This is a genomic window from Micromonospora sp. NPDC005299 (assembly GCF_042872345.1).
Classification (GTDB): Bacteria; Actinomycetota; Actinomycetes; order Mycobacteriales; family Micromonosporaceae; genus Micromonospora.
Genome location: NZ_JBIAKG010000001.1, coordinates 612,573 through 632,965, shown reverse-complemented (window position 1 = coordinate 632,965; position 20,393 = coordinate 612,573). Strand labels below are relative to the sequence as shown.

Below are 20,393 nucleotides of genomic sequence, written 5' to 3'. Positions count from 1 at the left end.
GAACCCTGCGGTCCCGGGCCCTCGCGGACGGGTCAGCTCGCGTCGGCCGTCACGGTGAACGAGGCGGTGTTGTCCGCCGGGTCGACGTCCTGCACGTCCTCGCAGTAGCAGAAGCTCGACATCGCCGTGTAGGACCCGGTGCCCAGCACGCCGCCCGGGGTGCCGGCCGGAGCGCTCAGGATGACGTCGAAGGTGCGCTCCTCGCCGGGCAGGAACCGCTCGCCCGGCACACTGAAGCCGAGGTCCCAGCTCGGCATGTCCTGAGGTTCGATGTGGTTGACGACCACCCCGGCCGGCAGGGTCGCCGAGACGTTGATGCCGTACGACGGGGCGTCGTTGCCGTAGCGCACGGTCAGCGGCATCCGCCCCTCCAGGCTTCCGTCGGCGAGCCGGTGCAGGGTGACCGCGCCGGAGGTGGCCCGGATGTCGCTCCTCGCCGCCTGCACGTAGGGCTGGGGCTTCTTCAGGCTGCCCGTGGTGGAGCGGAAGATGGTGCTGACCGTCGCGCTGGCGGCGGGCTCGCCGGTGTCGCCGAGCACGCTGATCTCGCTGTCGGCGGCGGTCATCGCGTACTTCCGCGGGGTCGTCCAGGCGTGGAAGCCGAAGGTGTAGGTCTGGCTCGCGCCCGGCTCGATCGTCTCCCCGATGCACTCGATCCGCATCCGGTTCGCGGAGAGCCCCTGGTAGAGGCAGGGGCCGCCGGGGGTGACGCTGTCGAACGAGGCGCCGACCGGCTCGACGAAATCGAGCGACGGGTAGTCGGCCGTGGTGCCGTTGTTGGTGACGGTCACGGCGAAGGTGCCGGCGTACCCCTTGGTGGTGGGGTTGAGCACCAGCCGCTCGGCGGTGATCGACCAGGGGCCGTCGGCCTCGGCGGGCGCGGCGGCGGCCGGCGCTCCGGCGGCGAGCAGCGCCAGCGCGGAGCCCAGCAGGCCGGCGGCGACGCGCCGGCCGGTGGACGTGGTGATGGACACGGTTGTTCCTCCCCGTTCGGTGACGAGCCCGCCGGCTCCGACGGGCGTCGATGGGCACGATATCGACGGGCCGGCATGGCGATGGCCCCGTGGGACGAAACGGACCCGGCGCGACCGCGCCGGGCCCGTCGTCGACGGTCAGCTCGCGTCGACCGCGGTCACCGCGAAGGAGGTGCTGTTGTCGGCCGGGTCCACGTCCCGCGGGTCGGCCCCCCAGAAGTAGCTCCCGGACACGGTGAACGTGCCGGTGCCCAGCTCACCGGCCGGCGTGCCGGCGGGCGCGCTGAGGAAGACGTCGAAGGTCCGCTCCTCGCCCGGCATGAACCGGCCGCCCGGCACGGTGAACCAGTTCGGGAAGCTCGGCATGTCCTGCGGCTCGATGTGGTGGACGTCGACCCCGGAGGGCAGGGCCGCCTCCACGTTGAGCGAGAAGGTCGGAGCGTCGTTGCCGTAGCGCACGGTGACCGGCATCCGCCCGAGCAGGCTGCCGTCCGGCTGCCGGTTGAGCGTCACCGCGCCGCCCCGGATGCTCAGGTCGGTCTCGGTGGCCTGCACGTACGGCCGTGGCTTCCGCAGGCCGCCCGTGGTGGAGCGGAAGAGGGTGGTGAAGCCGGTGGCGTCCGCGGCCTGGGCAGCGCCGTCCGGGACCACCTCGATCCGTCCGCCGCCGGCGACCATGGGGTAGTCGCGGGCGGTGGTCCAGACGTGGAAGCCGAGCCGGAAGGTGACGCTCCGCCCGGCCTCGATCCGCTCGCCCATGCAGCTGATCACCAGCCGGTTCCCCACGAGCCGGTCGTAAAGGCAGGCCCCGCCGGGCTCGATGGTGGCGAACGAGGCGCCGGCCGGCTCGGTGATCACCAGGTTCACCGACGTCGCGGTCGGCTTGCGGTTGGTGACGGTGGCGGCGAGCGTCCCGACGTACCCCTGGTCGGTCGGCTCCAGGACGAGCCGCTGCGTGGTGACGTCGATGCCGCCGGTGGTCGCGCTCGGCGCGGCGGCGGCCGGTGCGGCCAGGGTGAGCAGGGCGGCGGCCCCACCGAGCAGCGCGGTGGCGACCCGTGTCGTACGTGTGGTCATGCTTTTTCCTCCCGTGGATCCCCGTTGCTGGACGGCGGCGCTTCCGCCCGTCCGATGCCGGTGACACGTCCAGATAGGACGGCCGGTTGCGGCGTGCTCTGTCGCCAACACGACGCGGCGCGTCTAGCCGAGCGTGTGCAGGTGGGCGACGTTGTCCTTCCACTTCAGGTCGTTCCAGTACCGCTCCTGGGAGTCGTAGTGGATGACCCTGAGGGCCGGTTGGATGTCAGCCTCCGGCGGGTCGTAGCGGAACGTGAAGGTGTACGTCTTCCGCTTCCCGGCCGGCAGGCCGTCCAGGACGCAGGCGTCCGGCCCGTCCGACCGCACCGTCCGGCACCGGCTCAGGTCCCCGCCCGCCGGCTCGCCGAAGGTGTAGAAATCGGAGAAGCCGAGCAGTGGCACGTCCACCGGTCCCTTGTTCACCACCGTGACGGTCACCGTGGCGGTGCGGTTGCCCTTCGTGTCCGCCGGCCCGACGACGAGGTCGCCGGCCGTCAGGGTGAGGTCGGTCAGGCGCGGGTCGACCCCGAACTTCGTCGGCCCCGCCGTCTGGGTGAACCGCTCGCCGGTCCAGGCGTACGTCCGCCACTGCCGCTGCGGCGACCACTGGGGAGTGCTGCAACACGGCTGGATGTCGGCCACGTAGGCACGGATCTTCCCGTCGTCCCGCACCGAGAAGTCGGTGATGTCGTCCATCCCGTCGTGGGTGCCGACCACCCGCCCCATGGTGACGATTCGGCCGGCCTCGTCCCGGTCGAAGGCCAGCACCTGCTTCGCCGAGGCCTCGCCGTAGCGGCAGGCGACCAGGGCCACCGTCTCGGTCGCGCCGTCGCCGTCGAGGTCGCCGTAGCGGGGATCGGCCAGCAGCGTCGGCACGGAGTCCGACTGCGGCCCGGACCGGAGCCGGACGTTGTCGCTGACGCAGGTCTTCGGGCCGGGCTCCGGCCAGGTCGCCAGGTCCAGCCGGGCGGCGAGCAGTTGGGACCGGGTGATCCGCCCGTCCGGGGCGGCCGGGGTGGGGCTGGCCGTGCTCGGCGTCGGCGTCGGCGGGGTGGGTGAGGCGGTCGCCTCCGACGGGCTGGGGGTGGCGGTCTGCGCCGGCCCGGGTGTCGGATCGGGGCGCCGGTTCAGGGCGGCGTTCGCGCCCACCGGGATCGCCACGGCGAGCACCACGGCCGCCGCGGTGACCACCGCGGTACGCCGGCGCCGGCGGCGGACGGTCTGCCGTACCGCGGCCGTCCCGGCCGGGTGCACCGCCGGGGCGTACGCCTCGCGGAACGCTTCGAACTCGCCGCTGACCAGGATGTCGTCGAGCTCAGTCATGGTGGTTCACCTCGTTCGTGGTGGTGAGCTGGGCCGCCAGCGCGGCACGCCCCCGGTGCAGCCAGGACTTGACCGTGCCCTCCGGCACGGCCTCCTGCTCCGCGATCTGCCCGATGCTGAGGTCGGCCAGGTAGTGCAGCACCACGGCGCGGCGCTGGGCGGTGGGCAGCTGGGCCAGCGCGGCGGTCAGCGCCACCCGGTCCGGCCCCGGACCCGGCACGTGCTCCTCGCGCTGCCGGTGCAGCCAGGACTGGGCCGTCCGCAGCCGCCGCCAGCGGCTGGTGGCCAGGTTCCAGGCGACCCGGCGTACCCAGGCCACCGGGTCGTCGTAGCGGGACAGCCGCGACCAGCGGGCGAACGCCCGGCAGAACGCCTCCTGCACCAGGTCCTGCGCCTGCGACAGGTCGCCGCAGTAGGCGGCGAGCTGAAGCGTCAGCGACCGGAAGTGCGCATGGTAGAGCCCGTCGAAGTCGACCGCCTCGCGCCCGTCCGGGCGCCCCGGCCGCTCGGCTGTCCCCTCGGGCGGCGGCTCGCCGAGCCGCGGCTCCCTCGTCACCGTCATCTGATCCTCCCCGTGTGGGTGCCGCCGACGCGGTCACGCCCGTCACACGCCCCGACGCTGCCGCAGGTTGCGCCGGTTGCCCACTGCGGCGCTGTGGTTGACTGTCAACTCGGAGACAGGGGAGGGAGGCCCGAGGTGCAGTTGCCGGCCGTGCTCGGGGAGCCGATCCGATTCGTGCTGAACTGGGGCCGCCGCTACTCGCTCTGGGTGTTCAACTTCGGGCTGGCCTGCTGTGCCATCGAGTTCATCGCCACCAGCATGGGCCGGCACGACTTCATGCGGCTCGGCGTGATCCCGTTCGCCCACGGCCCCCGCCAGGCCGACCTCATGGTGGTCTCCGGCACGGTCACCGACAAGATGGCCCCGGCGGTCAAGCGGCTCTACGACCAGATGCCCGAGCCGAAGTACGTGATCTCGTTCGGCGCCTGCTCGAACTGCGGCGGACCCTACTGGGACTCCTACTCGGTGACCAAGGGTGTCGACCAGCTCATCCCGGTCGACGTCTACGTGCCCGGCTGCCCGCCCCGCCCGGAGGCGCTGCTGCACGGCATCCTCCGCCTCCAGGAGAAGATCGCCGCCGAGCAGTCCGGGGTCGGCGGCGTGCCGCGCCCGGACCGGCTCGCCCCGCCGGTCGACCCCCGGCCCGCGGAGAGCACCCCCCGGCCGGTGGAATCCCTCACCGCGCCACCGGTACGTCCCCCGGCCGGCTGAGCCGCGAGGTGGCAGCGCGGGGCTAGCCTGCGATCATGACCCAGTCCGCGGACAAGCGTTCCGCCTTCATCGTCGACGTGCTCACGGAGGAGTTCGGCGCGTCGATGGCGATCGACCCGTCGGCGTTCCGCCGCAAGTTCCGCAAGATGGCCGCCTCCCCGTTCGCCTTCTACCGGGGCAGCGCCTCGCTCTTCTACGCCGACCAGCGCGGCGACTTCGCCAGCGACCGGTTCCTCGACGACCGGACCAGCCGGGTGTGGATCCACGGCGACCTGCACGCCGAGAACTTCGGCACATACATGAACGCCTCCGGGCAGCTCGTGTTCAACGTCAACGACTTCGACGAGGCGTACGTCGGGCCGTTCTCCTGGGACCTGAAGCGCTTGGCCGCCAGCGTGGCCCTGCTCGGCTACGCCAAGGCGCTCTCCGACCGGGTGATCGGGAAGCTGGTGGCCGGCTTCGCCCGGTCGTACCTGGCCGAGCTGCGGGCCATCGCGGCGGGCGGGGACGACGCGATCGGCTCGATCACCCTGGAGAACGCCGACGGCGTGCTGCGCCGGGTGCTCCAGCAGGCCCGCCTGAACACCCGGGTCGACCTGCTCGCCACGCAGACCACCATCGACAACTACGAGCGCCGGTTCTCCCTCGGCGACGGGGTCTTCGAGGTCGACGCCGCGACCCGGGAGCAGGTCTGCGCCGCGTTCCAGGACTACCTGGGCACCCTGCCGACGGCCACCGCCCGGCTCCGCCCGGTCGCCACGAACATCAAGGACGTGGTGCTGCGCAAGGGGGTGGGCATCGGCTCGGCCGGGCTGCCGTCGTACAACCTGCTGCTGGAGGGGCACACCCAGGCGCTGGAGAACGACGTCGTCATCTACATGAAGCAGGCGCAGGTGCCGGCGGTGGCGCGGCACATCGACGACGAGCGGGTCCGCTCGTACTTCCGGCACCAGGGGCACCGGACCGCCGAGTCGCAGCGGGCGTTGCAGGCGCACGCCGACCCGTGGCTGGGCTTCACCGAGCTGGACGGGGCCGGGCAGCTCGTCGCCGAGGTCTCCCCGTACGCGGCCGACCTCGACTGGGCCGACGTCAACGAGCCCGAGGAGCTCGCCGGGGTGCTCACCGACCTGGGCCGGGCGGTGGCCCGGATGCACTCGGTGGCCGATGACGAGTCCAGCCACGACCTGGTGGACTACTCCACCGAGGAGGCGATCGTCGCCGTGGTGGACGCCGACCCGGAGCGCTACGTCGACTATCTGATCGACTTCGCGCACACCTACGGCATCCGCGCCCGCGAGGACCATCAGCTCTTCGTGGACCTGTTCCGCAACGGCCGGCTCCCCGGCATCTGAGGGTCCGGGGCGCCGGGGCCTGCGCTCCGCCGCCCCGCCTCACTGCTCGAAGTCGAGCACCACCTTGATGTCCTCGCCCGTGGAGGTGTAGGCGTCGGCGTACGAGGAGACCGGCACCCGGCGGGTGACCAGCGAGTTCAGCCAGGACTGATCGGCGCGGGCGAGCGCCTCCGCCGCCAGCTCCCAGTGCCGCCGGTTGGCGTTCACCGAGCCGAACACCACGTTGTTCTCCAGCACCAGCTCCCGGTTGAGCGCCCCCGCGTCGAGTTCGATGGTCCGGCCGCCGCTGGACACGCCGGTCAGGCAGACGATGCCGTTCGTCCCGGCCTTGGTCATCGCGTCCAGCACCACCACCGGGGCGCCGGTGCACTCCACGACCACGTCCGGCGCGAAGTCCAGCTCCGCCACCGTCGAGGTGTGGTAGGTCGCGCCGAGCGCACGGACCAGCTCCGGCTTGGGTCCGGTCTTGTTCCGGTCCAGCACGTGCACCGACAGCCCGCGCTGGATGCCCAGCAGGGCGGCCAGCAGCCCGATCGGGCCGGCCCCGGTGACCAGCACGCTCTGCGGCTGCCAGACGGCCCGGCTGCCGATCCGCTCGATGTGGTCCCACGCCTTCGCCAGCACGCTGGTCGGCTCCAGCAGCATCCCGACCGGGGCGAGCGCCGGGTCCAGGCGCACGGCGAACCTCGGCTGCACCCGCCAGCGGTCCCGGGCGAAGCCGGGCAACCCCTTGATCCCGTGCTCGGTGTAGCGGCCGTTGCGGCACATGTCCCACTCGCCGACGGCACAGTTCGGGCAGGGCACCGGGTCGGGGTGCCGGACGATCCCCGCCACGAGGTCGCCGGGCTGGAGGGTGCCCGACGGGTCCTCCAGCACCCGGCCGAGCGACTCGTGCCCGAGCACCAGCCGTTCCTGGCCGGGCGGGGCCTCACCGTACTCGCCCGCGATGATCTCCTGGTCGGTCCCGCAGATGCCGACCGCGACGGCCTGGACCAGGATCGCGCCCTCCTCCGCGGCCGGCTCGGGCCAGTCGTCGTCGAGGCGGAGCGAGTCGCGAACTCCGGGGGTCACAGTGACAGCGCGCACGGTGTTCATCCTTCCCCGCCGGAGGCCCGGCCGCCCGGCAAAGCGGCGGATCCGGCCCGGGGGAGCGTGGACGGCCCGACACGCCTCCCGGCCGGCGGCCCTAGGATCAGCGGCATGACTCCGGAAGAGGTCGGCCGGCGGGCGGTCGCGCTGCTCGCGCCCGTGGAGGCCACCGCGTCGGTCTCCGGCGGTCAGGGGTACGCGCGCGCCACCGTCGACGTACCCCCGGCGAGCTGGCGCGACGCGGTGCGCGCGGCGCGCGACGACGCCGAGCTGGACTGCGACTTCTTCGACTGGCTGTCGGCGGTCGACGAGCTGGCCGACGGCTTCGACGTGGTGACCCACCTCTGGTCGATCCGGCACCGGCACGGGCTGCTGCTGCGCACCAGGGTGCCCCGGGAGACGCCGGTCGTGGCCTCCGTGGTCGACGTCTTCCCCGGCGCGGCGTGGCACGAGCGGGAGACCCACGAGATGTTCGGCATCGGCTTCGACGGGCACGGCGAGCTGCGGCCGCTGCTGCTGCCGCCGGAGTTCGAGGGCCACCCGCTGCGCAAGGAGTTCGTGCTCGCCTCCCGGGTCGCCAAGCCGTGGCCGGGCGCCAAGGAACCCGGCGAGTCGGAGGCCGGGGGCGGCCGCCGGCCGATCCGGCCTCCGGGCGTGCCGGCACCGGGGGAGTGGGGGACGACGCCCACGCCGGCCGGCGCGGCCGGGGTGGGCGAGGGCCCCCGCGGGGGTACGCCGGCCCGCCCCGCCCGGGAACGCCCGGCACGCCCCGCCCCGGGCGAGCGTCCGACCCGTCCCGCCCCGGGCGAGCGTCCCGCGCCTGCGGAACCGGGTGAGCGTCCCGCGCGGACGGCTGCGGACGAACGCCCCGCCGCGAGCCGGCCGACCGGTCCGGCGCGCCGGGAGCCCGCCCCGCCGCCGGAGGAGCCCGGTCCGCTCGGGCGTCCGGTCCCCGGCGAGCCGCCCACCGGCCCCGTGCGGCAGGAGCCGGCGGGTGAGCGGCCGACCGGCCCCGCCCGGCCGGCGTCGGGCGCCGACGCCGAGGAGGGGGAGGGCTGATGCCGGACTGGTTGGAGCTGGTCCTCCGGGTGGCGGGCGTGCTGGTCGCGTTCCTCACCCTGCCGCTGATCGTCGGCCAGGCCGAGCACAAGGTGATGGCCCACATGCAGGGCCGGCTCGGCCCGATGTACGCGGGCGGCTTCCACGGCTGGGCGCAGCTCGTCGCCGACGGCATCAAGTTCGTGCAGAAGGAGGACGTCACCCCGCGCGAGGCGGACCGGGCGGTGTTCCGGCTGGCCCCGGCCGTGTCCCTGGTGCCCTACCTGCTCGCCCTGCTGGTCATCCCGCTCGGCCCGGGCGACCTGGTCGGGCAGCCGCTGGACATCGGCCTGTTCTTCGTGCTGGCCGTGGTGGGCATCGGGGTGCTCGCCGTGCTCATGTCGGCCTGGGCCTCGGCCAACAAGTACAGCCTCCTCGGCGGGCTGCGCGGGGCGGCCCAGCTGCTCGGCTACGAGCTGCCGCTGGTGCTGGCCGCCGCCTCGGTGGCGATGGCGGCCGGCACGCTCAGCCTGCCCGGCATCGTGGAGGCGTGGCGCCCCTGGTGGCTGCTCTGGCAGGCGCCGGCCATGGTGATCTTCTTCGTGGCCGGGCTGGCCGAGATCCGCCGACCCCCGTTCGACATGCCGGTGGCCGACTCCGAGCTGGTCTTCGGCTACATGACCGAATACACCGGCCTGCGCTTCGCGTTCTTCCTGCTCGCCGAGTACGTGGGCATCGTGGTGATCGCCGCGCTGACCACGGTGCTCTTCCTCGGCGGCTGGCAGGGCCCGTTCGCCGACGCCCAGCTCGGCTGGCTCTGGACCCTGCTCAAGGTGTTCGCCGTCGCGTTCGTGATCATCTGGCTCCGGGTGAGCTACCCGCGGCTGCGCGAGGACCAGCTCCAGCGCCTGTGCTGGCTGGTGCTCGTCCCGCTGGCCCTGGCCCAGCTCGTGCTGACCGCCGCCGTCCGCCTGGCGATCTGAGGACGGGCGGGTTCAGGCCGCGTCGCGGAGCGGGGTGTGGTCCGGGTCGACCCGCTCGTCGGGCGGCGCGGGCAGCGGCGGCGTGCCGTCGCCGAACGGGCGGCCGCCGAGCTGCTCCCGCCCGTGCGGGGTGAGCCAGTTCGCCAGGTCCGGGCCGAGCGGCACCACCCCGGTCGGGTTGATGTCCCGGTGCACCTCGTAGTAGTGCCGCTTGATGTGGTCGAAGTCGACGGTGTCGCCGAAGCCCGGGGTCTGGAACAGGTCCCGCGCGTACGCCCAGAGCACCGGCATCTCGGTCAGCTTCTGCCGGTTGCACTTGAAGTGGCCGTGGTAGACCGGGTCGAAGCGGACCAGCGTGGTGAACAGCCGGACGTCCGCCTCGGTGATCGTGTCGCCGACCAGGTAGCGCTGCCCGGTCAGCCGCTCGGTGAGCCAGTCCAGCCGGTCGAAGAGCCGGTGGTACGCCCGCTCGTACGCCTCCTGGCTGCCGGCGAAGCCGCACCGGTAGACGCCGTTGTTCACGTCCGCGAAGACCACCGCGTTGACCTCGTCGATCTCGCCGCGCAGCCGCTCCGGGTAGAGCTCCGGCGCCCCCGGCCGGTGGTACGCGGTCCACTCCGTCGACAGGTCCAGGCTCATCTGCGCGTAGTCGTTGGTGACCACCTGCCCGGTCGGCACGTCCACCATCGCCGGCACCGTGATGCCCCGCTCGTAGCCCGGGAAGCGCGCGAAGTAGGCGTCGGCCAGCCGCTCGATGCCGAGCACCGGGTCCCGGCCGCCGGGGTCGAGGTCGAAGGTCCAGCTCCGCTTGTCGTGGGTGGGCCCGGCCACCGCCATCGAGATGGCGTCCTCCAGGCCGAGCAGCCGCCGGACGATGATCAGCCGGTTCGCCCACGGGCAGGCGCGGCTCACCGCCAGCCGGTAACGGCCCGGCTCCACCGGCCAGCCGCTCGACCCGTCCGCGGTGATCCGGGTGGCGATGTACCGCTGGTCCCGGGTGAACTCGCCGCCCGGCTCGACGTACTTGCCGCTGGTCCGGTCGAGGATCTTGTCGCCCTTGCCGCCCACGCCGCCTCCCGAGGATGTCGCGTTCCGCGTCCCATCATGGTCGCTCCGCCGGCTTCCGGCAGGCCGACCCCGGACGACCGGGGCTAGGCTGCCGCGGTGACGGATGTGGAGGCGGCGGCCCGACGCTTCATCGCCGACGTGTGGAACGCCGGCCGCGAGGAGAGCGCGTACGACCTGATCGCCGAGGACTGCCCGGGGCTGGGCGGGACCGGCCCGGAGGCCACCCTGGCCTGGCACCGCGACCGGCGGGCATCCTTTCCCGACCTGCGCTACAAGGTCGTCGAGGTGGTGGCCGCCGGCAACCGGGTGGCCGTGCACTGGCGGGCCGCCGGCACCCAGGCCGGGCAGTTCGGGCCGGTGCCGCCGACCGGCCGGGTGGTCAGCTACTCGGGGGCGAGCTTCCTCCGCTTCGACGAGACCGGCCGGATCGTCGACGTGTGGAGCGTGAACGAGCTGTTCCAGGTCCTCCAGCAGCTCGGCGTCGAGATGCTCCCGCCGCTGCCGGCCACCGACGCCTGACGGGCCCGGCGGTACGCCGGCGGTCGATCCGCCGGGTGGTGGTCGCGCGCGCCGGGGGCACAGGGCAGGATGGGCGGCATGAGTGAGCGCAGCGGCGTGCCCGGCGAGGGGCTGGTGAAGGGGCTGGCGGTCACGCTGAAGACGATGACCCGCCGCTCGACCACGCAGCAGTACCCGGACGTGGTCCCCGAGCTGCCGCCCCGCTCCCGCGGCGTGATCGCGCTGCTGGAGGAGAACTGCACGGTCTGCATGCTCTGCGCGCGCGAGTGCCCGGACTGGTGCATCTACATCGACTCCCACAAGGAGGAGGTGGCGGTCCCCGGCGCCGCCCGCCCCCGCCAGCGCAACGTGCTCGACAAGTTCGACATCGACTTCTCGCTCTGCATGTACTGCGGCATCTGCATCGAGGTCTGCCCGTTCGACGCGCTCTACTGGTCGCCCGAGTTCGAATACGCCGAGTACGACATCAAGGACCTGCTGCACGACAAGGACCACCTCGGCGAGTGGATGGTCACCGTCCCGCCGCCGCCGGCCCACGACCCGCACGGCGACGCCTCGAAGGAGGAGACCACCGCCGCCCGCAAGGCCGCGGCCCCCGCCGCGCGTCCGGCCCCGGCCCGCCCGGAGCCCGGCGCCGAGCAGGGCGGAGGCGCGCCGTCATGACGGGTGCGGACGTGCTGCTGCTCGCCCTCGGCGCGGTGGCGGTGGGCGCGGGCGCGCTGGTGGTGGGCACCCGGCACCTGGTCCGGGCCGGGCTCTGGCTGGTGGTCTGCCTGGGCGCGCTGGCCGGCGACTACGTGGTGCTGAGCGCCGAGCTGGTGGCCTGGGTGCAGGTCCTCATCTACGTCGGCGCGGTCGTGGTGCTGCTGCTGTTCGCGGTGATGCTGACCCGGGCGCCGATCGGTCCCTCCGACGACCTCGACCGGCCCGGCTGGCCGGCTGCGCTGATCGGCGCCGGCAGCGGCCTGGGCCTGGCGGTGCTGCTGGTCGACGCGTTCCGCTGGGTCCGGGTGGAACTGCCCGCCCCGGGCACCGCCGAGCGCCTCGGCGAGCAGGTGTTCCGCTCCTGGGTGCTGCCCTTCGAGGTGCTGTCGGTGCTGCTGCTCGCCGCCCTGGTCGGCGCGATCGTGCTCTCCCGCCCCGACATCGGCCGACCGAGCGCGACCCCGGGCGGCACGCCGGCCCGCCCCGGCCGCCCGGCCGGCCCGGTCGAACCGGCCCGCCCGGTCGTCGCGGCTGCCGACGAGGGCGGGCGCGCGTGAGGCCGGTCATCCCGTACGTCACCGCCGCGCTGCTGTTCGGCCTCGGCGTCTACGGCGTGCTGCGCCGCCGCAACGCCGTCCTCGTGCTGATGGCCGTCGAGCTGATGCTCAACGCGGTCAACCTGATCCTGGTCACCGCCGACACCACGGTCCGGGCGGCGCTGCCGCACTCCGGCCAGGTCTTCGCGCTCTTCGTCATCGTGCTGGCCGCCGCCGAGATCGGCGTGGGGCTGGCCATCGTGCTCCAGCTCTACCGGCTGCGGGCCAGCGTCACGGTGGACGACGTGCCGCTCACCGAGGCGCCGGCGCCGGCCGCCGGGGTCGCCGCCGACCGGGGTGAGGGGGCGAGGTGACCGGACTGCTCGCGGTGGCGCTGCCCGGCGTACCCCTGGTCGCCGGCCTGCTCGGGCTGCTGCTGCCGCCGTCGCCGCGCGGTGCGGCCACCGGGGAGAGCCCGGCCCGGCGGGCGGCCATCGCGCTCGGCGTGGCCGGCGCGGCGGTCGCGCTGCTCGTGGCGGTGGCCCTGCTGCTGCGGGTGGACGGGCCGGTCGAGGGCGGCGCCGACTGGGTCGACCTGGGCGGGCTGCGGGTCACCCTGGGCTGGCGGCTGGACGGGGTGGCCGCGCTGGTCGCCGTGGCGGTGGCCGCGGTGGCCCTGGCCGTGCAGGTCTACTCGATCGGCTACCTGAGGCGCGGCCCGCACGACGACGTCGAGGTGGACCACCGCTACCCGCCCTACGCCGCCCAGATCAGCCTGTTCACCGCCGCCATGCTGACCGTGGTGGTCTCCGGTGACCTGATCCTGCTGCTGGTCGGCTGGGAGGTGATGGGCATCTGCTCCTACCTGCTCATCGCCCACGACCGGCGGCTGCCCGAGGCGCCGGCCGCCGCCGTGAAGGCGTTCCTGGTCACCCGGGTGGGCGACGTCGGCTTCCTGCTCGGCATCGCCCTGCTCGGCGTCGGCGCGGGCAGCTTCCGGATCGCCGACGTGCTGGCCCACGACTACTCCGCCGGCACCCTCACCGCGGCCTGCCTGCTGCTGCTCGCCGGGGTGGCCGGCAAGAGCGCGCAGTTCCCGCTGCACACCTGGCTGCCGGACGCCATGGCCGGCCCCACCCCGATCTCCGCGCTGATCCACGCGGCCACCATGGTCGCCGCCGGGGTCTACGCGGTGGCCCGGCTCTTCCCGCTCTTCGCGCAGGCCCCGGCGGCGCTCGCCGTGCTCGGGGTGATGGCGGCGGTCACCCTGCTGCTCGGCGCGTTCGCGGCCACCGCCCAGGACGACATCAAGCGGGTGCTGGCCTGGTCGACCGTTTCCCAGATCGGCTACATGACCGGCGCGCTCGCCGTCGGCGCCCCCGCGGCGGCCCTGTTCCACCTGCTCACCCACGCCGCGTTCAAGGCGCTGCTGTTCCTCGCGGCCGGCGTGGTCATCCACGCCGTCGGCACCACCCTGATGTCGCGGATGGGCGGCCTGCGCGCCGCCATGCCGGTGACCTTCTGGTGCATGCTGATCGGCCTCGGCGCGCTGGCCGGGGTGCCGCCCCTGGCCGGCTTCTGGAGCAAGGACGGCGTGCTCGCCGCCGCGCAGGCCGCCGCGCTGGACGGCGCCGGCCCGGCCCCGGCCTGGGTGGGCTGGCTGGTCTGGCTGGCCGGGCTGCTCGGCGTCGCGGTCACCGCCTGGTACGCCACCCGCCTGCTGCTGCGGACCTTCCTCGGCGCGACCCGGACCCCGCTGGCGCACCCGCACGACCCGCCGGCCGTGCTGCGCTGGCCGGTGCTGCTGCTCGCGGTGCCCGCCGCGCTGCTCGGCCTGGCCGCCTTCGCGCCCTGGTTCGCCGACCGGCTGCGGGTGCCGGCCGACGCCTCCGGCGAGGCCGTCGAGCTGGTCCACCTCGCGCCGAACCTGGTCCTGCCGTTCCTGCTGCTGCTGGTCGGCGCGGGCGTGGCCTGGGCCGGCTGGCGTCGCGACCCGGCCGCCGACCCGGCGCGTTTCCTGGGTCCGCTGCGGCCGGTCTTCGCCCGGGCGTTCCGGCTCGACGACGTCCAGCACGCCCTCGTGGTACGCCCGACCACCGCCCTGGCCCGGGTCGTGCGCACCGGGGACGAGCTCGGGGTGGACGGTCTCGTGGAGGGCAGCGGCCGGGCCGCGGTCGAGTTGGGCGGCGGGCTGGCCGCGCTGCACCGGGCCGCGCTGCCCCGCGCGGCGGCCGGGGTGCTGGCCGGCGCGCTGCTGATCGGCCTCGCGGTCGCCCTGATCGGAGTGACCTCATGACGTTCGGGCAGTTCCTGCTGGTCGCGGTCCTCGCGGTCCCCGCGGTGGGCGCGGTCGCGGCCGCCGCCGTCCCCGGCGACCGGGCCGGCCGGCTGGTCGGCACGGCCGCCGCCGCGCTGACCCTGCTCGCCGCCCTGCCGCTGGCCGGCGGCGACCACGGCTGGTTCGGCTACGGCCCCCGGCCGGCCGTGCAGCCCTGGCATCAGGTGGACGCGTCCTGGGTGCCCGGCCTCGACCTGCGCTTCCACCTCGGAGTGGACGGCATCTCCTGGCCGCTGGTGGTTCTCACCGCGCTGCTCACCCTGCTCTGCTGCGGCTACACGCTCTGGCGGGTGCCCGCCGGGGGCGGCAGCGGGCGGTCCCTGGTGGCGCTGCTGCTGGTGGTCGAGGTGGGCATCCTGGGCACCTTCCTCGCCCTCGACCTGGTGCTGTTCTTCCTGTTCTTCGAGGTCGTCCTGCTCCCCATGTACGCGATCATCGCCGGCTGGGGCGGCGACGACCGGCGCCGGGCGGCCCGCAAGTTCGCCCTCTACACCCTCTTCGGCTCGGTGCTGCTGCTGGTCGGCGTCTACGTGGTGGTCGCCGCCGCGGGCACCGCCGACCTGGTGACGCTGACCGGCGGCACCGGGCTGTCCCGGGGCACGCAGCTCGCGGCGTTCACGCTGCTGGCGCTGGCCTTCGCGGTGAAGAGCCCGCTCTGGCCGCTGCACTCCTGGCTGCCCGACGCGCACACCCAGGCCCCCACCGTGGGCAGCGTGATCCTGGCCGGGGTGCTGCTCAAGATGGGCACGTACGGGCTGATCCGGGTGGCGGTCGGGGTGGCCCCGGAGGGTGCCCGCTGGGCCGCGCCGGTGCTCGGGGTGCTCGCCGTCGCCGCGATACTGGTCGGCGGGCTGGTCTGCCTCGCGCAGGACGAGCTGAAGCGCCTGATCGCATACTCCAGCGTCGGGCACATGGGCTTCGTGCTGCTCGGGGTCGCCACGCTCACCGCCACCGGCCTCCAGGCCGCGCTGATCGGCAACATCGCGCACGGTGTCATCACCGGGCTGCTGTTCTTCCTGGCCGGGGCGATCAAGGACCGCACCCGCACCGGGTCGCTCGCCGAGCTGTCCGGGCTGCGCGAGACCGCGCCCCGGCTGGCCGGGCTGCTCGGCTTCGCGGCGGTCGCCTCGCTCGGGCTGCCCGGGCTGGCCGGCTTCTGGGGCGAGGCGTTCGCCGTGGTGGCCGCCGTCCGGCGGGGCGGCGGGCTGTGGACCACCCTCGCCGTGCTGGCCGCGCTGGGCGGGGCGCTGACCGCCGCGTACCTCCTCCGGTTGCTGCGCCGGGTCACCCACGGGCGGCCCAGCCCGGCGGTGGCCCCGCTCACGCCGGGCCTGGCCGGGGCGGAGTTGACCGCCTGGGCGCCGCTGGTACTGCTCGCCCTCGCCGTCGGCCTGGCCCCGGCACTGGTCCTGTCCTACGCCTCCGGCCCGGTCGGCGCCCTGGTGGGAGTGGTCACCAAATGAGTCTGGTGCAGAGCGTGGACAACGTGGCGCTGCTGCCGGCCTACCTGGCCGCCGGCACGGCCGTGCTGGTGCTCCTGGTCGACCTGCTGGCGGCCCGGCCCGCCGCCACGGTGGCCGTGGCCGCCCTCGGCGCGGCGGGCACCGCCGTCGGCGCGGCGCTGGTCGGCGCGGCCGGCGAACGCCGCACCTTCTGCGTCGGCGCGGACTGCTCCTGGCTCTGGACCGGGCGGGCGGCGCTGGTCGCGGTGGTCATCGCGCTGCTCACCCTCGGCGTGCTGGCGCTCTCCGGCCCGCTGCTGCGCGCCGGCCGGATCCCGGTCGGGGAATACTGCTTCCTGCTCGCCTGCGCGATGACCGGCGGCGTGGTGCTCGGCGCGGCCGGCGACCTGATCACCCTGGTCGTGGCGCTGGAGACGCTCACCCTGCCGCTCTACGTGCTGGTCGGGCTGCGCCGGGGCAGTCTGGCCGGTGCCGAGGCTGCGGTCACCTTCTTCGTGGTCAGCGTGGTGGCCACCACGGTCACCCTGCTCGGGGCGGCACTGCTCTACGCGGTGACCGGCAGCGTCCACCTCGACCGGCTCGGCGCCACCTTCGCCGCCGGCGGGGAGGGCCAGCTCGACCTGCCGCTGACCACGGTCGCCGTAGCGCTGGTGGTGGCCGGGCTGGCCTTCAAGGTCGCCGCGGTGCCGTTCCACGCCTGGGCGCCGGCCACCTACGACGGCGCGCCGCTGCCGGTGGCCGCGTACCTGTCGACGGCCTCGAAGCTGGGTGGGGTGGTGGCGCTGCTCGCCGTGGTGCAGCGGGCGCTGCCGGCCGACGTGACCGGCCCGGTGCTGGCCCTGCTGGCGGTGCTCACCATGACCGTGGGCAACCTGGTGGCGCTGCGCCAGCGGCGCACGGTCCGGCTGCTCGCCTGGTCCTCGGTGGCGCAGGCCGGCTACATCCTCGCCCCGCTGGGCGCGTTGGCGCTGGCCGCCGGGCGCACCGCCGACGCCCGCACCGGGGCGTACGCCGCGGCCGTCGCGTACACCGTCTTCTTCGTGCTGCTGGAGCTGGCCGCGTTCGCCGCGGTGGTGGCGCTGCGGCCCGCGGACGGTGACGGCGGCACCCTGGCCGACCTGCGCGGCGCGGCGCGCCGGCACCCGTGGGTGGGCGGCGCGTTCGCACTCGCCCTGATCGGGCTGGCCGGGCTGCCGCCCGGGCTGGCCGGCCTGTTCGCCAAGGTGACCGTGGTCCGCGCGCTGCTGGCCGGGCACGCCGGCTGGCTGGCCCTGGTGGTGGCGTTGAACGCGGTGCTCGGCCTGGCCTACTACCTGCGCCTGGCCGCCACCCTCTACGCCGCGCCCGACGGGGTCGTCGTCCGCCCGGCCCGGATGGTGGTGGTCGCGCTCGGGGTCGCCACCGCGCTGGCCGTGGTGCTCGGGTTCGCCCCGCAGCTGGTGCTCGACGTGGCGGCCCGCTGACGGTTTCGTCCCCCGGTGGGGCCTGGCACAGCGCGCGCACAGGAATCCCCAGCCAACTTTCAGCCATGAGCAGGATGGTTGGCGGGTACCGGTGTTGTTGAACCGGTCAGCGGACCCCGCGCGGGCCCGCGCACCGAAGGAGCGATCGTGCATCACAACCGTCTCAAGACCGCAGCGCTGCTCGGCCTGTTGACCTCGCTGATCCTCGCGGTCGGCTACTGGTTCGGCGGTAGCGGCGGTCTCGTCCTCGCCGTGGTCCTCTCGTTGCTGATGAACGGTGTGACCTACTTCTACTCCGACAAGCTCGCCCTGCGCTCGATGCGGGCGCAACCGGTCACCGAGGCACAGTTCCCCGAGCTGTACCGGATGGTCCGGGAGCTCTCCACCCAGGCGGGCAAGCCCATGCCCCGGCTCTACGTGAGCCCGACGGCGCAGCCCAACGCGTTCGCCACCGGGCGTAACCCGGAGCACGCGGCGGTCTGCGTCACCCAGGGCATCGTCGAGATCCTCGACTACCGGGAGCTGCGCGGCGTGATCGGCCACGAGCTGTCGCACGTCTACAACCGGGACATCCTGATCTCCAGCGTGGCGGCCGGTCTGGCCGGCATCATCACCGCGCTGGCGAATCTCGCCTGGTTCATCCCGCTGGGCTCCTCCGACGACGAGGACGGCCCGAACCCGGCGGTGCTGCTGCTCACCCTGATCCTCGGCCCGATCGCGGCCACCGTGATCCAGTTGGCGATCAGCCGGAGCCGGGAGTTCCAGGCCGACCAGTCCGGCGCCGAGCTGAGCCGGGACCCGCTGGCCCTGGCCAGCGCCCTCCGCAAGATCCACCAGGGTACGCAGGCCCGCCCGCTGCCGCCGCAGGGCCAGCTCACCAGCACCGCGCACCTGATGATCGACAACCCGTTCAAGCGGGGCGGCGGCCTCGCCGCCATGTTCGCCACCCACCCGCCGATGGAGCAGCGGGTGGCCCGGCTGGAGCAGTTGGCCCGCAGCTCGGGGCCGGTGCAGTTCCAGCGCTGACCCGCACCGACCGCCTCCGCCCGCGTCCATTCGGACGCGGGCGGACGTGTCTCAGGAGGTGGTCTGGGGCAGCCGGTCGGGCCGGGCGACGAGCACGACCCCGAGCAGCAGCACCCCGGCGACCAGGTAGGCGGTGGCCGGACCGAACAGCTCGGCGGTGCTGCCGAGCAGGAAGATCCCGCAGCCGGAGACGACGATGTTCCCGGCCACGATGGTCGCCTCCACCTGGCCCATCCGCTCCCTGGGCGCCAGGCGGGCGAAGGTCGCCTGCGCCCCGATCAGCCAGCCGCCACCCGCGCCGATCAGCGCGTTCGCCGCAGCCAGTGCCCAGGCCGGGGCGTGGACCGCGGCGAGCAGGCCGGCCAGCAGCAACGCACCGCCCAACGCGGCGGCCGCCGCCACCTGACCGGCTACCCGGGCCAGCCAGGCCCGCCGCGCCGCCACCAGCACGAAGACCGCGCCGCCGAGCGCCGAGGCGGCCAGCACGACCGGGCGCCACGCGCCGCCGGCCAGGTCGGGGGCCAGGGTCTCCGGCAGCGCCCCGGAGAGCACCGTGCCCAGGGTGAGCAGAGCCACGCCGCGCAGCACCGGGTGGCCGGCGATGATCCGTATGCCGGCGGTGGCCGGCGGGCGGGCCTTCCGGCGCTTCCCGCGACCGCCCGGAAGCCCGGCCAGCACGACCGCGGCCAGCAGGAACGACACCAGGTCGATCAGGAGCGCCGCCCGGGGGCCGAGCGCCACGGTCACGCTGGCGCCGGCGAGCAGGCCGGTCACCTGGCCGAGCTGGTTCGCGAAGGCGGAGAGGCCGAACAGCGGCAGTCGCAGCGGGCCGTCCACCGCCTCGGCGGCGATCGCCACGTTGACACTGGAGTACGCGGCCCGGACCGCGCCGAGGAGGCCGGCCGCGACGATTGCCGGCACCGGCCGGGGCAGGGCGGTCGGCACCGCGATCAGCGCCGCGCCGGCCAGCGACAGCCCGACCAGCATGGTGCGCCGCGCCGGCACGTCCAACCAGCCGCTGAACACGGTCGCGACCAGCAGGGCGGGCAGCGTCCGAGCGGCGTACACGGCGGCCGGGCCGAGCACCGACTGGGTCTGGTCGTACGCGAGCAGCAGCAGGGCGGCCAGCCCGACGAAGTCGCCCAGTTCGGAGATGCCGCGGGCGATGACGAGCCGGGAGGCGACCGGATGGCGGAACAGGGCTCGGTAGCCGGGCGGGGGCGTGAGCCGTTCGTCGGCGTCGGTCATCAGCTCGGCGGGTTTCCTTCCTCAACCCCGAGCGGCTGGTAGTTGGCGTGTTCGCGCAGCCGGCGCGCCTGCTCCCGGCGGTAGCTGCTGCGGATCTCCGGATCCTGGCGGCGGCGGCGCAACGCCACGAAGTCCCCCCACACGTCGTCCGGCCAGTCGGCGAGGCCCTGCCCGGTCACCAGCTCGGCCTTGCCGGCCGCCTCCAGCACGGAGCGGTGCACCGGCTGCAGGCACATCAACGGAAGGTTGCGGTAGAAGCGCACCACCCGGCCGGGCTCGGTCAGCCGCAGGATGGTGGGCAGGAGCGAGGTGTACCAGTCGGTCTCCACCACGCCCTCGTAGATCTGCAGCCCGGCGGGAGCGGGCCAGTTCGGCGCGCCGCGGGCCAGCAGGCACCAGCCCGGCGAGGTCCGGGCCACCACGCCGGTCACCAGCTCGACCATGTTCGCCGCCCGCGGGTCGACGTCGATGAACGGGATCTCCCCGCCGTAGCGGTCGAAGATGTCCAGGTCGTCGCGGAACTTCTCGGGCGCCTTCGCGAGGTGGGCGGCGGCGTCCGGCAGCTTGCCGTCGTATCCGCCGGCCAGCGAGCGCCAGCGGACCGGCTCGTTCTCCTCGAGCAGGCTCCACTCGGTCTCGTGTCCGTCCCAGCGCAGCGCAAAGTCGGCGGGCGGGTGGACGTACCAGCCGAGACCTGACCCGACGGCGACCGGTGGGCACTGCCGCACGGCCCGAACCGGGAGCGAGCCCCCCAGGCTGGGAGAGGCGGGCTCGGCGGGGCGGGCGTCGGCGTACAGCGAGTAGATCTCGACCCGCAGCGGTTCGACCGTGCCGGTCATCGGCCCTCCGTACGGCGATGGGTGGAGTCTGCGAAGGCATGGACCTCGTTCGATCAGCAACCTACCCGCTCTTCGCCGG

19 protein-coding genes and 1 pseudogene are annotated in these 20,393 nt (G+C 74.3%); 12 read left to right on the top strand and 8 right to left on the bottom strand.

The window, feature by feature from the left end:
* Positions 1 to 32 precede the first annotated feature (32 nt).
* From ACFYPD_RS03080 to ACFYPD_RS03065, 4 genes are all read right to left on the bottom strand, one after another.
* Positions 33 to 974, bottom strand: a complete 942-nt coding sequence (locus tag ACFYPD_RS03080) for a hypothetical protein (RefSeq protein ID WP_387108128.1) — start codon at positions 972 to 974, stop codon at positions 33 to 35.
* A 138-nt stretch (positions 975 to 1,112) separates the two neighbouring features.
* Positions 1,113 to 2,051, bottom strand: a complete 939-nt coding sequence (locus ACFYPD_RS03075) for a hypothetical protein (RefSeq protein WP_387108125.1) — start codon at positions 2,049 to 2,051, stop codon at positions 1,113 to 1,115.
* A 123-nt stretch (positions 2,052 to 2,174) separates the two neighbouring features.
* A complete protein-coding gene (locus tag ACFYPD_RS03070; RefSeq protein WP_387108122.1) occupies positions 2,175 to 3,374 on the bottom strand; it encodes a hypothetical protein in 1,200 nt (399 codons plus the stop codon).
* Positions 3,367 to 3,936, bottom strand: a complete 570-nt coding sequence (locus ACFYPD_RS03065) for a SigE family RNA polymerase sigma factor (RefSeq protein ID WP_387108120.1) — start codon at positions 3,934 to 3,936, stop codon at positions 3,367 to 3,369. Before ACFYPD_RS03065 ends, ACFYPD_RS03070 begins: the two co-directional genes overlap by 8 nt.
* 135 nt (positions 3,937 to 4,071) lie before the next feature.
* Here ACFYPD_RS03065 and ACFYPD_RS03060 point away from each other — a divergent pair, with 135 nt between their 5' ends.
* Together ACFYPD_RS03060 and ACFYPD_RS03055 are read left to right on the top strand one after the other, a co-directional pair.
* Entirely contained in the window at positions 4,072 to 4,647 is a 576-nt protein-coding gene (locus tag ACFYPD_RS03060) for an NADH-quinone oxidoreductase subunit B (RefSeq protein WP_387108116.1), read from the top strand.
* A 35-nt stretch (positions 4,648 to 4,682) separates the two neighbouring features.
* A complete protein-coding gene (locus ACFYPD_RS03055) occupies positions 4,683 to 5,999 on the top strand; it encodes a DUF2252 domain-containing protein (RefSeq protein ID WP_387108113.1) in 1,317 nt (438 codons plus the stop codon).
* Between the two features lie 39 nt (positions 6,000 to 6,038).
* Here the strand turns inward: ACFYPD_RS03055 and ACFYPD_RS03050 are convergent, their stop codons facing one another.
* The gene (locus tag ACFYPD_RS03050) at positions 6,039 to 7,085 is read right to left on the bottom strand and encodes a glucose 1-dehydrogenase (RefSeq protein ID WP_387108110.1); all 1,047 of its coding nucleotides are present in this window, start codon (positions 7,083 to 7,085) and stop codon (positions 6,039 to 6,041) included.
* A 114-nt stretch (positions 7,086 to 7,199) separates the two neighbouring features.
* On the opposite strand from ACFYPD_RS03050, the pseudogene ACFYPD_RS03045 reads away from it, so the two are divergent.
* Together ACFYPD_RS03045 and nuoH are read left to right on the top strand one after the other, a co-directional pair.
* Positions 7,200 to 7,823: pseudogene (locus ACFYPD_RS03045) on the top strand (NADH-quinone oxidoreductase subunit C); the annotation flags it as partial.
* 323 nt (positions 7,824 to 8,146) lie between these two features.
* Entirely contained in the window at positions 8,147 to 9,109 is a 963-nt protein-coding gene (gene nuoH, locus ACFYPD_RS03040; protein ID WP_387108108.1) for an NADH-quinone oxidoreductase subunit NuoH, read from the top strand.
* Between the two features lie 12 nt (positions 9,110 to 9,121).
* Here nuoH and ACFYPD_RS03035 read toward each other — a convergent pair whose 3' ends face one another.
* On the bottom strand, positions 9,122 to 10,177 hold the full coding sequence (locus tag ACFYPD_RS03035) for a glutathione S-transferase family protein (protein ID WP_387108106.1): 1,056 nt from the start codon (positions 10,175 to 10,177) through the stop codon (positions 9,122 to 9,124).
* 96 nt (positions 10,178 to 10,273) lie between these two features.
* Here ACFYPD_RS03035 and ACFYPD_RS03030 point away from each other — a divergent pair, with 96 nt between their 5' ends.
* From ACFYPD_RS03030 to htpX, 8 genes are all read left to right on the top strand, one after another.
* Positions 10,274 to 10,696 carry an ester cyclase gene (locus tag ACFYPD_RS03030; protein ID WP_387108103.1) on the top strand — a complete coding sequence of 141 codons (423 nt, stop codon included), beginning with the start codon at positions 10,274 to 10,276 and terminating at the stop codon, positions 10,694 to 10,696.
* Between the two features lie 78 nt (positions 10,697 to 10,774).
* Positions 10,775 to 11,359 (top strand): NuoI/complex I 23 kDa subunit family protein, encoded by a 585-nt coding sequence (locus ACFYPD_RS03025; protein ID WP_387108100.1) that lies wholly within the window; start codon positions 10,775 to 10,777, stop codon positions 11,357 to 11,359.
* On the top strand, positions 11,356 to 11,958 hold the full coding sequence (locus ACFYPD_RS03020) for an NADH-quinone oxidoreductase subunit J (protein ID WP_387108099.1): 603 nt from the start codon (positions 11,356 to 11,358) through the stop codon (positions 11,956 to 11,958). The genes ACFYPD_RS03025 and ACFYPD_RS03020 overlap by 4 nt, the downstream gene beginning before the upstream one ends.
* Positions 11,955 to 12,311 carry an NADH-quinone oxidoreductase subunit NuoK gene (gene nuoK, locus ACFYPD_RS03015; protein WP_387108097.1) on the top strand — a complete coding sequence of 119 codons (357 nt, stop codon included), beginning with the start codon at positions 11,955 to 11,957 and terminating at the stop codon, positions 12,309 to 12,311. Before ACFYPD_RS03020 ends, nuoK begins: the two co-directional genes overlap by 4 nt.
* On the top strand, positions 12,308 to 14,233 hold the full coding sequence (locus tag ACFYPD_RS03010; protein ID WP_387108094.1) for an NADH-quinone oxidoreductase subunit L: 1,926 nt from the start codon (positions 12,308 to 12,310) through the stop codon (positions 14,231 to 14,233). Before nuoK ends, ACFYPD_RS03010 begins: the two co-directional genes overlap by 4 nt.
* The gene (locus ACFYPD_RS03005; protein WP_387108092.1) at positions 14,230 to 15,738 is read left to right on the top strand and encodes a NuoM family protein; all 1,509 of its coding nucleotides are present in this window, start codon (positions 14,230 to 14,232) and stop codon (positions 15,736 to 15,738) included. Before ACFYPD_RS03010 ends, ACFYPD_RS03005 begins: the two co-directional genes overlap by 4 nt.
* Entirely contained in the window at positions 15,735 to 17,201 is a 1,467-nt protein-coding gene (locus tag ACFYPD_RS03000) for an NADH-quinone oxidoreductase subunit N (protein WP_387108089.1), read from the top strand. The genes ACFYPD_RS03005 and ACFYPD_RS03000 overlap by 4 nt, the downstream gene beginning before the upstream one ends.
* A 147-nt stretch (positions 17,202 to 17,348) precedes the next feature.
* The gene (gene htpX, locus ACFYPD_RS02995) at positions 17,349 to 18,227 is read left to right on the top strand and encodes a zinc metalloprotease HtpX (RefSeq protein ID WP_387108086.1); all 879 of its coding nucleotides are present in this window, start codon (positions 17,349 to 17,351) and stop codon (positions 18,225 to 18,227) included.
* 51 nt (positions 18,228 to 18,278) lie between these two features.
* On the opposite strand, the gene ACFYPD_RS02990 is transcribed toward htpX, so the two are convergent.
* Positions 18,279 to 19,475 carry an MFS transporter gene (locus ACFYPD_RS02990; protein ID WP_387108084.1) on the bottom strand — a complete coding sequence of 399 codons (1,197 nt, stop codon included), beginning with the start codon at positions 19,473 to 19,475 and terminating at the stop codon, positions 18,279 to 18,281.
* The gene (locus ACFYPD_RS02985; protein WP_387108082.1) at positions 19,475 to 20,314 is read right to left on the bottom strand and encodes a DUF6065 family protein; all 840 of its coding nucleotides are present in this window, start codon (positions 20,312 to 20,314) and stop codon (positions 19,475 to 19,477) included. Before ACFYPD_RS02985 ends, ACFYPD_RS02990 begins: the two co-directional genes overlap by 1 nt.
* Positions 20,315 to 20,393 lie beyond the last annotated feature (79 nt).